The sequence below is a fragment of the Schaalia sp. JY-X169 genome (assembly GCF_014069575.1).
Lineage (GTDB): Bacteria > Actinomycetota > Actinomycetes > Actinomycetales > Actinomycetaceae > Scrofimicrobium.
Map to the genome: position 1 here is coordinate 1,155,609 of NZ_CP059675.1, position 14,635 is coordinate 1,170,243.

The 14,635-nt window shown below is 58.6% G+C and carries 11 protein-coding genes; 9 read left to right on the forward strand and 2 right to left on the reverse strand.

Going from position 1 to position 14,635, the window contains the following annotated elements; translation table 11 throughout:
- Nucleotides 1-24: 24 nt before the first annotated feature.
- Entirely contained in the window at nt 25-342 is a 318-nt protein-coding gene (locus H2O65_RS05030; protein WP_182142548.1) for a YciI family protein, read from the reverse strand.
- A gap of 124 nt (nt 343-466) precedes the next feature.
- On the opposite strand from H2O65_RS05030, the gene uvrA reads away from it, so the two are divergent.
- Nucleotides 467-3,313 carry an excinuclease ABC subunit UvrA gene (uvrA, locus tag H2O65_RS05035; RefSeq protein ID WP_182142549.1) on the forward strand — a complete coding sequence of 949 codons (2,847 nt, stop codon included), beginning with the start codon at nt 467-469 and terminating at the stop codon, nt 3,311-3,313.
- Nucleotides 3,314-3,326: 13 nt separating this feature from the next.
- Here the strand turns inward: uvrA and H2O65_RS05040 are convergent, their stop codons facing one another.
- Nucleotides 3,327-5,270 (reverse strand): long-chain fatty acid--CoA ligase, encoded by a 1,944-nt coding sequence (locus H2O65_RS05040; RefSeq protein WP_182142668.1) that lies wholly within the window; start codon nt 5,268-5,270, stop codon nt 3,327-3,329.
- Nucleotides 5,271-5,467: 197 nt separating this feature from the next.
- Here H2O65_RS05040 and uvrC point away from each other — a divergent pair, with 197 nt between their 5' ends.
- The 8 genes from uvrC to secG all read left to right on the forward strand — a co-directional run bounded on the left by uvrC (nt 5,468) and on the right by secG (nt 14,633).
- Nucleotides 5,468-7,555: an excinuclease ABC subunit UvrC gene (gene uvrC, locus H2O65_RS05045; RefSeq protein ID WP_182142550.1), complete on the forward strand. Its 2,088-nt coding sequence runs from the start codon at nt 5,468-5,470 to the stop codon at nt 7,553-7,555.
- Nucleotides 7,552-8,562, forward strand: a complete 1,011-nt coding sequence (rapZ, locus tag H2O65_RS05050; RefSeq protein ID WP_182142551.1) for an RNase adapter RapZ — start codon at nt 7,552-7,554, stop codon at nt 8,560-8,562. The genes uvrC and rapZ overlap by 4 nt, the downstream gene beginning before the upstream one ends.
- A gap of 51 nt (nt 8,563-8,613) precedes the next feature.
- A complete protein-coding gene (yvcK, locus tag H2O65_RS05055; protein WP_182142669.1) occupies nt 8,614-9,606 on the forward strand; it encodes a uridine diphosphate-N-acetylglucosamine-binding protein YvcK in 993 nt (330 codons plus the stop codon).
- An 88-nt stretch (nt 9,607-9,694) separates the two neighbouring features.
- Nucleotides 9,695-10,675 carry a DNA-binding protein WhiA gene (gene whiA, locus H2O65_RS05060; protein ID WP_182142552.1) on the forward strand — a complete coding sequence of 327 codons (981 nt, stop codon included), beginning with the start codon at nt 9,695-9,697 and terminating at the stop codon, nt 10,673-10,675.
- 139 nt (nt 10,676-10,814) lie between these two features.
- Nucleotides 10,815-11,822 carry a type I glyceraldehyde-3-phosphate dehydrogenase gene (gap, locus tag H2O65_RS05065; protein WP_182142553.1) on the forward strand — a complete coding sequence of 336 codons (1,008 nt, stop codon included), beginning with the start codon at nt 10,815-10,817 and terminating at the stop codon, nt 11,820-11,822.
- Between the two features lie 108 nt (nt 11,823-11,930).
- Complete coding sequence (locus H2O65_RS05070) at nt 11,931-13,121, forward strand: phosphoglycerate kinase (protein ID WP_182142670.1); 1,191 nt, start codon at nt 11,931-11,933, stop codon at nt 13,119-13,121.
- A gap of 2 nt (nt 13,122-13,123) precedes the next feature.
- Nucleotides 13,124-13,900: a triose-phosphate isomerase gene (gene tpiA / locus H2O65_RS05075; RefSeq protein ID WP_182142554.1), complete on the forward strand. Its 777-nt coding sequence runs from the start codon at nt 13,124-13,126 to the stop codon at nt 13,898-13,900.
- A 508-nt stretch (nt 13,901-14,408) separates the two neighbouring features.
- On the forward strand, nt 14,409-14,633 hold the full coding sequence (gene secG / locus H2O65_RS05080) for a preprotein translocase subunit SecG (RefSeq protein ID WP_220458812.1): 225 nt from the start codon (nt 14,409-14,411) through the stop codon (nt 14,631-14,633).
- Nucleotides 14,634-14,635: the final 2 nt, after the last annotated feature.

Below are 14,635 nucleotides of genomic sequence, written 5' to 3' on the forward strand. Positions count from 1 at the left end.
GGCAAACCGTGGGATCTGCTCAGGCTAGGAAACTGGGAACGAGGTCGAAAACCCGGGGGCGTCCGGACCGAGTGTCGGCACCCACGCACGAATGGTGAGCTCATCCATCAGGCCCTGCTGCTGGAACGGGTCATCTTCAAGATAGCTCAGTGCTTCCTGGGCGGACTGCGCCCGGACCATCAGCATCCCGCCATCAAACGTGGCGTCCTGTAGGAAGCCAGCGGAGACGAGCTTGCCTTCGCTTTCCAACCGCCGCATGTGGGTGCGGTGGCTGGGGCGGTAAGCCTCCACGAGGAACTTGAGGTCGGCCGGGTAGCGGTACTGGATCACGTATAAGCCCATGGGCTCATTATCGCCCACCTGGGCGCACACGCAATGCAGTGGTTGCCCCGCGTTTCTCCGCGGGGCCTTCGCTGTGATCGAACACCTGTACTAAACGGGGTTCCATACAGCTAGGATCTGTGGAGTGAGTGAAGAACTGGTTGTTCGCGGAGCAAGGCAACATAACCTGAAAAATGTTGACCTTGAACTTCCACGCGACAAGATGATTGTGTTCACGGGTCTTTCCGGTTCGGGGAAGTCCTCTTTGGCGTTCGACACGATCTTTGCGGAAGGGCAGCGAAGGTATGTGGAGTCGCTATCGTCCTACGCGCGGCAATTCTTGGGGCAGATGGACAAGCCTGATGTCGACTTCATTGAGGGGCTTTCGCCTGCCGTTTCTATCGACCAGAAGTCAACTTCCAAGAATCCCCGTTCAACGGTTGGGACTATCACCGAAGTGCACGACTATTTGCGGCTCCTCTACGCCCGTGCGGGTACCGCGTACTGCCCGGTTTGTGATGAGGAGATCCAGGCTCAGTCTGCAGAGCAAATCGTCGATAGAGTCCTAGAGAACGAGGACGGAACCCGTTTCCAGATCCTCGCGCCAGTCGTCAGAGGGCGTAAGGGTGAGTATGGTGAGCTCTTCGCGGAACTGCAGGCCAAGGGGTTTGTCCGCGCTATCGTCGATGGCGAGCAGGTTCGCCTCGAGAACCCTCCTCGACTAGAGAAGAAACTCAAGCACGACATCGACATTGTCATCGATAGGCTGGTTGTTAAGGAAGGGATGCGGCGGCGCCTCACGGACTCGGTTGAGAGTGCGTTGGAGCTTGCTGATGGACTGGCAACCATCGACTTCGTCGATGTTGAAGACGGCTCTCCGGCGCGCCAAAGGCGCTACTCAGAGAAGCGCGCCTGCCCCAATGATCACCCGCTGGCACTCGAAGAAATCGAGCCGCGGACATTTTCTTTCAATGCCCCCTACGGTTCCTGTCCCGAGTGCTCCGGCCTGGGTGCTAAGCAAGAAGTTGATCCGGATCTAATCGTTCCGGATGAGGAGCTGTCTTTGGCTGAGGGCGCAGTCGTGGTGTGGCGCAGTAGCGCCAAGTACTACCAGCGCCTACTCGAAGGACTCGCTCGTCAGATGGACTTCGACATTAACACCCCGTGGAAGGACCTGTCTGAGGAGGTTCGCCACGCCATCCTCTTCGGCCTCGACTACCAGGTGCACGTTAAATATCGCAACCGCTGGGGCAGGGAACGCGCCTACTCAACGGGGTTTGAGGGGGCGCTGCGGTTCATTGAGCGGCGCATGGATGAGTCTGACTCGAACTACGTCAAAGACAAGATGTCCGGGTACCTGCGCGAAGTCCCTTGCCCAGCATGTAGGGGCGCCAGACTACGCCCAGAGGTGTTGGCCGTCCGCGTGGGCGGCAAGAACATTGCGGAACTGTCGGCTGCTTCAATCCAAGAGGCCCAGGAGTTCCTGGCAGCACTGCAACTTGATGGGCGCGCCCAGCAAATTTCCAGGCCGATCTTGCAGGAGATCAATGCGAGGCTGAAGTTTCTTGTGGATGTAGGCCTTGACTACCTGACGTTGGCCCGTCCAGCAGGAACACTTTCAGGTGGTGAAGCTCAGAGAATCCGCTTGGCAACGCAGATTGGTTCCGGCCTGGTTGGCGTGCTCTACGTCCTCGACGAACCGTCGATCGGGCTGCACCAGCGCGATAACAGACGCCTGATTGGCACACTCCAGCACCTTCGCGACCTCGGCAACACTCTGATTGTTGTCGAGCATGACGAAGAGACAATGGATGCGGCCGACTGGGTGGTGGACATTGGGCCGAGGGCGGGTGAAGCCGGTGGGGAGATCGTCTACTCCGGCCCGGTTCCCGGTCTTCTTGAGGAACCTAGATCCTTGACGGGGCAGTACCTGTCGGGAAAGCGCGAAATCGAGGTTCCTCAACAGCGGCGTTCCTTGGACAAAGAGCGGGTGCTGACGGTTCGCGGCGCCAAGGAGAACAATCTTGACAACGTCACGGTGTCATTCCCCTTGGGGACGCTCACCGCGGTTACGGGGGTGTCAGGCTCCGGCAAGTCGACTCTGGTGAACCAGATCCTCTACCGGACGCTTGCGAACCGTTTGAATCGCGCGCGTCTTGTTCCGGGTCGGCACTCATCCGTGAAGGGCGTTGAACAACTCGACAAGGTGGTTCACGTGGACCAGTCGCCAATTGGTCGCACCCCGCGCTCCAACCCGGCGACGTACACGGGAGTGTGGGACCACGTTCGGAAGCTGTTCGCGGACACGCAGGAGGCAAAGATCCGCGGTTACGGTCCCGGGCGTTTCTCCTTCAACGTCAAGGGTGGACGCTGTGAGGCATGCAAGGGGGACGGGACCATCCGCATCGAGATGAACTTCCTCCCCGATGTTTACGTGCCCTGCGAAGTGTGTGGTGGCAAGCGGTACAACAGGGAAACCCTCGAGGTGACGTATCGTGGTAAGACGGTTGCCGACCTGCTGGAAATGCCCATCTCGGAGGCTGCTGAGTTTTTCGGCGCAATCCCGCGTATTGCCCGCCACTTGAACACGTTGGTCGAGGTCGGATTGGGCTACGTCCGGCTCGGGCAGTCGGCAACGACACTGTCCGGTGGTGAGGCGCAACGTGTCAAACTGGCCTCAGAGCTGCATAAACGTTCCAACGGGCGCAGCATCTACGTCCTTGACGAACCGACAACGGGCTTACATTTTGAAGACATTCGTAAGTTACTTCTCGTGCTTCAAGGCCTTGTCGACAAGGGCAATACCGTGGTTGTCATCGAACACAATCTGGACGTAATCAAGAGCGCCGACTGGGTGATCGACATGGGTCCTGGCGGTGGCAAGTTCGGTGGGCGCGTGATCGCGCAGGGCAGCCCTGAAGAAGTTGCCCAAGTCGAAGGGAGCTTCACCGGTGAATACTTGGCTCACGCCCTCGCCTCCGCGGGGAAGTGAGCCAAGCCTGACGCTAGTGAGACCTGTCTGGAAGCGACCCGCCGGTTGTGGCCAACTCGTTTTCTGAGAGGTCATAGATCCCCGAGATGAATGTTTCGTAATCCCGTAGTACGCGGCTGCGCTTCAGCTTCTGCGAGGGGGTCAGATAGCCATTCTCGATCGAGAACTCGGTGTCAAGGATCCGGTAGCGCCGGATGGATTCAGCGCGAGACACTCCGTGGTTGGCTTTCTTGAGCGCACGTTCCAGGGAGTCGCGGACTTCTGGGAGCAGGGCGGCCTCCGCCGGTTGGACGACTTTCAAACCCTTATTGCGGAGCCAGATGGGAAGCATTTCGGTGTCCAGGGTGAGTACCGCACTAATGTAGGGACGCCCATCTCCGACAATGACGCACTGGCTAATCAGTGGGTGCGTACTGAGCGACTGCTGCAGCACATCGGGAGAGACATTCTTGCCTCCGGCTGTAACAATCAGTTCTTTCTTCCGCCCGGTAATCCGCAACCTGCCATTCTCATCGACTTCTCCGAGGTCCCCGGAGTGGAACCATCCGTCAGTGAACGCTTCGGCGGTCTCTTCTGGAAGGTTGTGGTAGCCGCGCGTGACTGATACCCCTGAGAGAAGTAGTTCTCCGTCGTCCGCAATCTTCAAGAAGTTGCCGGGCCACAGGTAGCCGACCGAATCCGGAGGGAAGTCCGTGGGCAACTGCACGGTGACGGGTCCCGTTGTTTCCGTCAGGCCATAACCCTGCAGGAGCGTAATGCCAATACCTCGGTAGAAGTCAGCAAGCTCAGGGGATAGTGGGGCGCCACCGCAGATAATTGTCGTCAGATTTGGTCCCAGAATGGCGCGGATCTTGCGGAGGACGAGGGCATCGGCAACCCTGTGTGTCACCTTGAGGGGCAGGCCGGGACCCTCCGAAAAGTACGTTGTCGCGCTGAGATTCTCTTGTTCGGGGGCGCCCTCGGCCTCGTTCTTCTTAGGGTGCTTCTTGGAAGACTTGTCGATGGGATATGCCGTTGCCTGGGACATCTTGCGGGACTGTTTGGCGGACCAGCCAAATAGTGTCTTCTTGATACCTTTGCCAGCGGTTTGCGAGGCGGTCCCGTAAACCTTCTCAAGGACGCGCGGCACTGCCAGCAAGAAGGTCGGCTTGAAGGTCTGGATGTCGTGGACGAGGTGACGAATATCCGGGCTCATACCCAACCGGCCCTCACCGACCAGGATCGCCACCATGACAAAGCGCGCAAGTACGTGCGCGACCGGAAGGAACAGCAGCGTGCGGTTCTTGGGGTTAGAAATCAGGTCGGGCAGAATGTCGTAGGCCTGCATCAGACCGCGCACAAAATTGCCGTGGGTGAGGACGACCCCCTTGGGTAGTCCGGTTGTGCCAGAGGTGTAGACGATGGTGGCCACTGTCTCCAGGTTCAACGCGGATGCGATGTCACGCACCGCTTGTTCTGGAACATCTTGCCCTGCCTGAATGATCTTGCGTTCATCACCGCGTTCGAGGGCAAAGATCTCTTTGACCCGTGCATCTGCGACCGACTCGACCAGCTCAGCCTGCTGAACCGAGTAGGTGACTACCAGGGAGACTTCCGCGTCCTGAAGGATGTGGGAGATCTGGGCTGCCGAGTCAGATTCGTAGATGGGGATTGTTATGGCACCAAGGGAGAGGATTGCCATGTCGAATGCTGCCCACTCGTAAGAGGTGGCAGCAAGGATTGCGACACGATCCCCGGGGCGGATCCCCAAACCATAGAGACCGCGAGCAATCTTGAGGATGTGATTCATGAACTCTTCTGCCGTGACCTCATACCATTCACCGCGGATTAGCCGTTCCACCATCACCTGGTGTGGCCCGCGAGCTTCACGGTCGAAGAGCAACTGAGGTATCGACAGGTCTGGGCTAACGGGAATTTCTGCCGGATTTGTCCATGTCCCGTCGTCGAGTTGGTACATCATGAAAGGTATCCTCCGGTCTGTTGCGCGCGAGTTCAGCGCTTTCTGCGCACAGCTACGCTGCGGTTTCCGCGATCGTATCTTGGCAAGACTGAACCTGTATTCTACAAACTTTGAAGTTTGCTTGGGGCTTTGGCGTCAGGGTTGGAACAGTCTCACATTTGCGCAGAACGCGTGGGGAGTGCAGTATCGAAGAGATGACAGGACTTGAGGACCCAGGCACGCCCTCGGACAGCACTAGGAAGCGCTATCCGGGCCCCTATTGGCGGCCAAAAACCTCTGAGATCCCCAAGTCACCTGGCGTCTACAGGTTCAGGGATGGCGAGGGAAGAGTCATTTACGTTGGAAAGGCGAAGAACCTTCGCGCCCGCCTCACCAACTATTTCCAGGATCCGCTAGTTCTGCACCCGCGCACAGCACGGATGGTTCAGGACGCATCCTCTGTGCAGTGGACTGTTGTGGATACCGAGGCTGCTGCGCTCACCCTTGAGTACCAGTGGATAAAGCAGTTCGATCCACGCTACAACGTCATGTATAAGGACGATAAGTCCTACCCCTATCTGTCGGTGTCGATGGGGGAGGAGTTCCCCCGGGTTGCGATCTCTCGGGACGCGCATCGGGCCGAATCCCGGTATTTTGGCCCATACACGAAGGTGTGGGCGATTCGCGAGACCATTGATCTTCTTCTCCCCACCTTTCCGGTTCGCTCGTGTACCCCGGGCGTATTCCGTCGGGCACAGGCGCAAGATCGGCCCTGCCTTCTGGGATACATCGGGCGCTGCTCAGCCCCGTGCGTGGGGCGGATATCGCCGGAGGACCACAGGCTTCTCGCAGAAGAGCTATGCGCGTTCATGGACGGTGAGACCGCACAGTGCATGGCGCGACTTCGAGCCGAAATGGCGCAAGCGGCAGACGACCTTGACTTCGAGAAGGCAGCACGGAAGCGCGACGAACTTGAAGCACTTGTGAAGGTCCAAGAGAAGAACACGCTGGCGTTGCCCTCCGATGTCGATGCCGACATGTACTCCCTTGTCGTTGATGACCTTGATGCTTCCGTCCAGGCGTTCTTTGTACGCGGAGGGCGGATCCGCGGGACGCGCGGTTGGGTTCTGGAACGTGGTGACGACAGGGACGAGGCCGCGCTGATGCAGGACCTGCTCGAGCAGGTCTATGCCCCCAAAGTTGCGGAGGCGCAGAGGGAAGCCGCAGGCACCCCCCCGATGGGAGGTGGGCGAAGCGCACGCCGAGGGCGGACCGCTCCCGTGTCGATAGACGATGTTGCCCACACCCCGGTGGACGCAATTCCGCCCCAGATTCTGGTCTCCGTCGCGCCCTCGGATCGGGTCAGTATCGAGGAAGTACTGCGGGGCGCGCGGGGCGCGAAAGTGACTATCAAAGTTCCCCAGCGTGGACGTAAGCGGGAACTCATGGAAACTGTGACGCGCAATGCCAGTGAGGGACTGAAACTGCATAAGACGCGCCGAACAGGTGACCTGACGCAGCGCGCGATCGCCCTCGAACAACTTAGGGACGCCCTCGACTTGGAGCGAGCTCCATTGCGTATCGAGTGTTTCGACATTTCCCACACCGGCGGTACCAATAGGGTGGCGTCAATGGTGGTGTTCGAGGACGGGATCCCGCGCAAGGGCGCATACCGGACGTTCAACATCCGCGGCGATGAGGCACAGACCCAAGACGACACTGCCGCAATGTCTGAGGTGTTGCAGCGACGTTTTGCTCGGGTCAGCACTGCTGGTGCCACGGAAGAGGTTGAGGAAAGCGCGATGGTGTCCGGGGCGATCGATCCGGATACGGGCAAACCCCGCAGATTCGCCTACAAGCCAGACCTCCTTGTTGTCGACGGCGGGTTGCCCCAGGTCAACGCGGCACGGAACGCTCTCGCAGATGCGGGTGTTTCACTTCCTGTGATCGGGTTGGCTAAGCGTCTCGAGGAAGTCTGGCTTCCCAATCAGCCCTACCCGGTGATTTTGCCGAGGTCGTCCCCGGCGCTCTATTTGTTGCAACACCTACGTGATGAGTCGCACCGCTTCGCCATCAGGGGCCATCGTAAGAAGCGCGGTAAAGCGGCGACTGTCTCGATTCTGGACGCAATTCCCGGGCTTGGGCCCGCCAGGCAGAAGGTACTGCTGAAGACATTCGGATCGGTGAAGAAGCTTCGGGGCGCCACCATTGAGGAGATCTCAGCAGTTGATGGCTTTGGGCCATCACTTGCCCGAACAGTCCACTCTCACTTGGCGCAGGAAAGTGGCACACTGGGACAATGACATCCCAACAAAGACCCGCGACGGGTAGCCAGTTCTCCGTTCCCGCGCACGTGCGGCCGGAGGCCAGGGATCCGAAGAATCCTCTCACCGCGCCCGGTGGAATCCCGTCTTTGGAGAGAAAAGCAGAAGCGATCCCGCCACTCCAGCGTGGCAGCGAAGTGCTGATTGTGACAGGGCGGTCCGGTGCAGGAAGGTCGAGGGCGGCAAACGCCCTCGAAGATCTTGACTGGTATGTGATTGATAACCTTCCTCCTACTTTGCTGCTCCCGATGGTTGGAATGCTCACTCCTGATGGAGGTGGCGTCCACAGGTTGGCGGCGGTGGTGGACGTGCGTTCCCGGGAGTTCTTCACTTCGCTTGAGGGCGTCCTCGACGAACTGCGCCACCACGGCATTGCCTACCGGACTATTTACATGGATGCCACAGACCAGGTGCTGATTCGGCGCTATGAGTCCAACCGTCGCCCTCATCCTCTCCAGGGTGATGGAACGCTACTTGACGGGTTGAAAGCGGAATCCGAGCTTCTCGCTCCGCTTCGGGAACGCGCGGATGAAATAATCGACACGTCCGACCTCTCTGTTCACGACTTGGCGCGCTACATGCGCAATGTTGTGGCAGATGAGGGAGATCAGGACACGCGGGTTTCCCTGATGTCGTTTGGCTTCAAGAATGGCCTGCCTCTCGATGCCGACCAGGTGTTGGATGTGCGCTTCCTACAAAACCCCTACTGGGTTGACGAACTGAGGTCGCTAACAGGGCGGGACCAGCCGGTATCCGACTATGTACTGGACCAGCCTGGGGTACGCCACCTCGCCGACACCTACGCGGAGTTGATTGCATCTACTCTGGAAGGCTACAAGCGCGAACTCAAGCCATTCGTGACGGTCGCAATCGGTTGCACAGGTGGTCGTCACCGCTCGGTGGCAATTAGTGAATACATAGCAGAAAACCTGCGTGAACGGGGTGTTCCAACCCAGATCATGCACCGTGACATGGGGAGAAAGTGAATGCAGCGTCCCAAGGCGTTCTTGCCCGATGATGTGTGGGGGTCCCCGCACATGGAGGCGGCCAAGCTTCTCAACGTAGAAATGGGTCCGAAGGTGGTTGCCTTCGGTGGAGGCCACGGCCTGTCCGCGACCCTGCGGGCACTGCGCCACATTACCCACCAAATTTCGGCGGTTGTCACGGTTGCTGATGACGGGGGGTCTTCGGGGCGTATCCGCCAGGAAACCCCGGTGTTGCCGCCCGGTGATCTGCGAATGGCACTGGTGAGTCTGTGCGACAACTCTGAGTGGTCGCTTACATGGCGCGACCTCATGCAACTCCGTTTGGACACGGACGGTCCACTTGACGACCACGCCCTCGGCAACCTTCTAATCGTCGGACTGTGGCAAATGTTCGAGGATCCTGTTGTCGGGTTGGACTGGATAGGGCGACTTCTTGACTCGCACGGTCGCGTCCTGCCGATGAGTTCCGTCCCGCTGCGGATTGAAGCAACCGTTCGCGAGGGCGATCACACAAAAAGGATCTCCGGGCAGACGACCGTGGCAGTCGCGGGCGCTGACCTGGTGGACCTGACTGTTGAACCAGCAGATGCGCAGGTACCTCCCCAAACTCTCGAAGCCGTTGCGGATGCGGAATGGGTGATTCTAGGGCCGGGCTCATGGTTTACATCTGTGATTCCGCATCTACTACTGGACCGTCTTCATCAAGCAATTGTCATGACTCCAGCGCATCGGGCTCTCATTTTGAATCTGACACCCCAGTCGGGGGAGACCGCACATCTGTCATCGGCCGACCTGGTACGGGAGATCAGTAAGGTTTCACCGGACTTGAAGATCGACGTTGTGATCGCTGATCCAACAACGGTTGAAGATATCGACGACCTGATGGAAGCAAGTGCATCTCTGGGGGCACGCGTCCTCCTCCGTCAGGTGAGGTCCGGCACTGACGGGGCCGTACATGACCCGCTACGCCTAGCATCCGCGCTACGTGATGCATTCGACGGGTTCCTGGGGGAAGTCGGAACTACCGAAGCCTGGCTAGACTAGGCGAGCCAGCCAGCCACTCAGCAGCTCAGAAGGGCCGGTTCAGCACAAGCAAGAACTCATCTGACTTTGGTGAAATAAGGAGGACGGATTGTCCCTGACATCTGAGCTCAAGACGGAGTTGGCGCGGCACAAACCAGCCTCGGTTTCCGCAGCGCGTGCGGAATGTGCCGTACTTCTACGTTTTGCCGGCGGGCTGCACGTTGTCGGAGGACGCGTACTCATCGAGGCGGAGGTCGACTCAGAGCAGGTGGCAGCCAGATTACGGGCATTCTTGCAGAGCCTGTATAGGGCTGAATCGCAAGTCATCATGGTTACGGGTGGCGCACTTCGAAAAGGCAACCGCTACGTGATCCGCGTTGTGAAGGATGCCGATGAGTTGGCGCGAGTGACGGGGCTGATTGATCGAGCAGGGCGTCCCGTCCGCGGGCTTCCAACAGACATTGTCGGCGCAGGCCCCCAAGAGGCGGCAGCAGCATGGCGTGGGGCCATAATGGCTCGGGGCTCGCTGGTGGAGCCGGGCCGCTCCGGGGCGTTAGAAGTGACGTGTCCCGGACCTGAGTCGGCCCTCGCCCTCGCCGGATGTGCCAGACGTCTTGGTTCCGCAGCGAGAACTCGTCAGGTGCGCGGCGCAGATCGTGTGACAATTCGTGACTCCGAAGCCGTTGCCGCTCTGTTGGAGGTCCTTGACGTCCCGGAGACGTTTGCACTTTGGCAGGAGCAACGCGAGAAGCGTGAAGCTCGGGGAAGTGCCAACCGGCTCGCCAACTTCGATGACGCAAACCTGCGTAGGTCTGCACGAGCTGCAGTCGCTGCGAGCATGCGCGTGCAGCGGGCCTTCGATATTCTTGGGGACGAAGTCCCAGAACACCTCCGGGAAGCGGGGGAATTGCGCGTAGCGAACAAGCAGGCTTCGTTGGAAGAGCTAGGGCAGCACGCGGAACCACCACTGACCAAAGACGCAGTTGCGGGGCGTATTAGGCGCCTCCTCGCCCTTGCTGACAAGGTTGCAGAGGAACGTGGCATCCCAACCACCGAGGCAGTCATTACCCCGGAAATGCTTGACGAGTAAATGTCCGAGGGTGTGTGCGCTTCGCCGCGGGGAATAGTAAGCTGAGAGGTGCTTGACCACTGCTGAATGTGGTCCCATACGTTAGGCGTGTGGGCAGAAGGTATAACCGAGGTGTCTTCGGGCACATCAGGAGGACATAGTGACCATTCGCGTTGGCATTAACGGCTTTGGCCGTATTGGACGCAACTTCTACCGCGCAATCAAGGTTCAGGGTGCGGACATCGAGGTCGTAGCGGTAAACGACCTTACTGACCCCAAGACCTTGGCACACTTGCTCAAGCACGACTCCGTGCTGGGCAACTTTGATGCAGCCGTCTCACACACCGATGATTCGATCGTTGTTGACGACCACGCAATCAAGGTTTACGCAGAGCGTGATCCTAAGAACATCCCGTGGGGCGACAACGATGTTGACATCGTCATCGAGTCCACAGGCTTCTTCACCGATGCAGAGAAGGCCAAGGCACACATTGAAGGTGGCGCCAAGAAGGTCATCATCTCCGCACCCGGCAAGAACGTTGACGGCACGTTCGTCATGGGTGTGAATGAGAAGGATTACAACCCGGAGACCGACAACATCATCTCCAACGCGTCCTGCACCACTAACTGCCTGGCTCCGTTGGCCAAGGTACTCAACGATGCCTTCGGCATCGAGCGGGGCCTCATGACCACGATCCACGCTTACACGGGCGACCAGCGCCTGCTTGACGCCCCTCACTCGGACCTGCGTCGTGCACGTGCAGCTGCGCTGAACATCGTTCCCACCTCGACCGGTGCTGCCAAGGCTGTCGCCCTGGTTCTGCCGGAACTGGCGGGCAAGATGGATGGTTACGCCCTGCGTGTTCCAGTGCCCACAGGCTCTGTTACCGACCTGTCCTTCGTTTCTGCCAAGCCTGTAACCGTTGACGAAGTCAACGCAGCAGTCAAGGCAGCTTCAGAGACCGATGAGCTCAAGGGCATCTTGGTTTACTCCGAAGAGCCGCTGGTGTCCAAGGACATCGAGGGCGATCCTGCCTCCTCGATCTTCGACTCGGGCCTGACCAAGGTCATCGACAACGAAGTCAAGGTTGTTTCCTGGTACGACAATGAGTGGGGCTACTCGAACCGCCTCGTCGACCTCACCGCTTACGTGGGCGACCGCCTCTAAGCAACGGGTTCATTCATGGAGTGCCCGCGCATGCGCTAGGCATGCGCGGGCACTTCGTGTTCGGCTCTAGAAAACCAAACTAAGACTTTCAATAGGAGGCACTCAGTGCTGAGGACCATTGATTCCCTGGGGGACTTGAGCGGCAAGACCGTCCTCGTCCGTTCCGACTTCAACGTTCCGCTCAAGGACGGCGTAATCACCGATGACGGTCGAATCCGCGCCGCACTTCCAACAATCAAACGTCTACTTGACGCTGGTGCGGCAGTCATCGTCGCAGCCCACCTGGGACGACCCGGCGGCAAGGTAAACCCCGACTACTCGCTGGCGCCTGTGGCGACCCGACTCTCGGAGCTTTTGGATCAGCCGGTCATCCTCGCGGAGGACGTGACTGGAGACTCGGCGAAGGCAGTTGCCGCAACTCTTGAACCGGGCCAGGTAGCTCTGCTTGAGAATGTCCGTTTTGATGCGCGCGAAACCTCTAAGGTTGACGCGGAACGTCACGAGTTGGCCGCAGAATACGCAGCCTTGGCTGACGCATTTGTTTCGGATGGTTTCGGTGTTGTTCACCGCAAGCAGGCGTCCGTGTATGACATCGCCGAACTGTTGCCTTCGGCAGCCGGTGAGTTGGTGTTCAAAGAGATTGACTCTCTGTCTAAAGCAACCGACAATCCTGCTCGTCCCTACGTTGTGATCCTTGGTGGGTCGAAGGTCTCTGACAAGCTCGGTGTCATCGCAAACCTCCTCACGAAGGCTGATGCGCTTCTCATCGGTGGCGGCATGGCCTTCACTTTCCTCAAGGCCGAAGGCTATGAGGTGGGCAAGTCCCTGCTCGAAGCCGATCAGATTGACACTGTCAAGGGTTACCTTGCTACGGCAAAAGAGAACGGCGTGGATATTGTCCTGCCCGTAGATGTTGTTGTTGCGCCAGAGTTTGCAGCCGACGCACCTGCGACAGTGGTTCCTGTTTCCGCGATCCCAGCCGACCAAATGGGCTTGGACATTGGTCCGGAATCAGCGGCACTGTTTGCCGACCACATCCTCAAGGCCAAGACGGTGGCATGGAACGGCCCCATGGGAGTCTTCGAATTTGAGGCGTTTGCCGGTGGCACAAAGGGTGTTGCGGGCGCGCTTGAAGAGACGGAGGCGTTCACGGTTGTTGGTGGTGGCGACTCCGCTGCTGCGGTTCGTATCCTTGGTTTCGATGAAAACAAGTTCTCGCATATCTCCACCGGTGGTGGCGCTTCGCTTGAACTCCTAGAGGGGAAAACGCTCCCCGGTATCGCAGTTCTGGAGGACTGAAAATGGCACGTATTCCCCTAATCGCGGGCAACTGGAAGATGAACATGGATCATGTTCAGGCAGTCGCCCTCGTCGAAAAGTTGGCTACCGAACTTGATGATCGTCGTTTCGATTACGCACAGACCGACGTCGTCGTTATTCCGCCATACACGGATCTGCGTTCAGTTCAGACCGTGATTGATGCGGATAACCTGGAAATCAAGCTGGGCGCCCAGGATGTTGCAGTCTATGAGAGCGGCGCTTACACGGGTGAGATCTCGGCGACCATGCTGCAGAAGCTGGGTGTTTCGTACGTGGTTGTTGGCCACTCGGAACGTCGCGAGTACCACCAGGAGACAGATGATCTGGTGGGGCAGAAGAGCAAGGCTGTTCTAGCCCACGACATGATTCCGATCATCTGCTGCGGTGAGGTGCTTGAAGTTCGCAAGTCCGGCCAGCATGTTGATCATGTTGTCAGCCAGATTGAAGGCGCCCTCGCAGGCTACACGGCTGACGATGCTGCCAAGATTGTCATCGCCTACGAACCCGTGTGGGCAATTGGGACCGGTGAGGTCGCGACTCCGGCAGACGCCGAAGAGGTTTGCAAGGCGATCCGTGATCTGCTCAAGGCCATGTACAACGAAGAGACCGCGGATGCGATCCGCATTCTCTACGGTGGTTCCGTAAAGTCATCCTCGATCAAGGAACTGATGTCACAGCCAAACGTTGATGGCGCCCTTGTTGGCGGCGCTTCGTTGGATGCGGATGAGTTCGCGAAGATTGCTGACTTCCTCAACTAGGACGCAGTTCTAGACCACGACAAGGGTGGCGGTACGGCTCTCGCAAGGGGGGTGGCCGCCACCCTTGTTTTTTGGGGCAAGGCGCTGCATGTGTTCTCGACGGTTCGGCGCAGTTCCAGCGGTGGGATGCTGTGGTGCTATTCCCGCCGTGGTGCTATTCCCGCCGTGGGTCGCTATGGTGCTATTCCCGCCGTGGGTCGCCGAAGTCAGCATAGGTCGCCGATAATTCTCAGAAACGACGGCGACCTATGCTGACTTCGGCGACGTTGGCTTGGGTTGGTGTTGACTTTGGCGACGTTGGCTTGGGTTGGTGTTGACTTCGGCGACGTTGGCTTGGGTTGGTGTTGACTTTGGCGACCGTGTCGATGTCCACGACCACGGTGTTCATATGACGGCGGATTTCCCGGTAGAGTGGGTCGGTAGTTGTCTCGGCGCTTGCAAGGCGTGCCGAGCTGAGAACATCTTCTAACTCCGATGGGTGGGGATCGTGCAGGTAGTCCAAATCACCATGGTTGTCCTAATCGTCATTTCGAGCTTGTTGCTCATTCTGACGGTACTTATGCATAAGGGGCGCGGGGGTGGGCTTTCCGACATGTTCGGGGGTGGCATTTCTTCGACTGCTGGCTCATCTGGCGTCGCTGAAAAGAACCTCAACCGGATCACGGTAGCTGTTCTGTGTGTTTGGGTCGTTGCGATCATCGCCTACGGCCTGTTGGTCCGCTTCTACGCCTAGGG

What these genes read in the sequence shown, in the direction of transcription:
- H2O65_RS05040 (WP_182142668.1), bottom strand. Translation starts at nt 5,270, where the DNA reads ATGTACCAACTCGACGACGGGACATGGACAAATCCGGCAGAAATTCCC.
- tpiA (WP_182142554.1), top strand. Translation starts at nt 13,124, where the DNA reads ATGGCACGTATTCCCCTAATCGCGGGCAACTGGAAGATGAACATGGAT.
- yvcK (WP_182142669.1), top strand. Translation starts at nt 8,614, where the DNA reads ATGGAGGCGGCCAAGCTTCTCAACGTAGAAATGGGTCCGAAGGTGGTT.
- rapZ (WP_182142551.1), top strand. Translation starts at nt 7,552, where the DNA reads ATGACATCCCAACAAAGACCCGCGACGGGTAGCCAGTTCTCCGTTCCC.
- uvrC (WP_182142550.1), top strand. Translation starts at nt 5,468, where the DNA reads ATGACAGGACTTGAGGACCCAGGCACGCCCTCGGACAGCACTAGGAAG.
- H2O65_RS05030 (WP_182142548.1), bottom strand. Translation starts at nt 342, where the DNA reads ATGGGCTTATACGTGATCCAGTACCGCTACCCGGCCGACCTCAAGTTC.
- secG (WP_220458812.1), top strand. Translation starts at nt 14,409, where the DNA reads ATGGTTGTCCTAATCGTCATTTCGAGCTTGTTGCTCATTCTGACGGTA.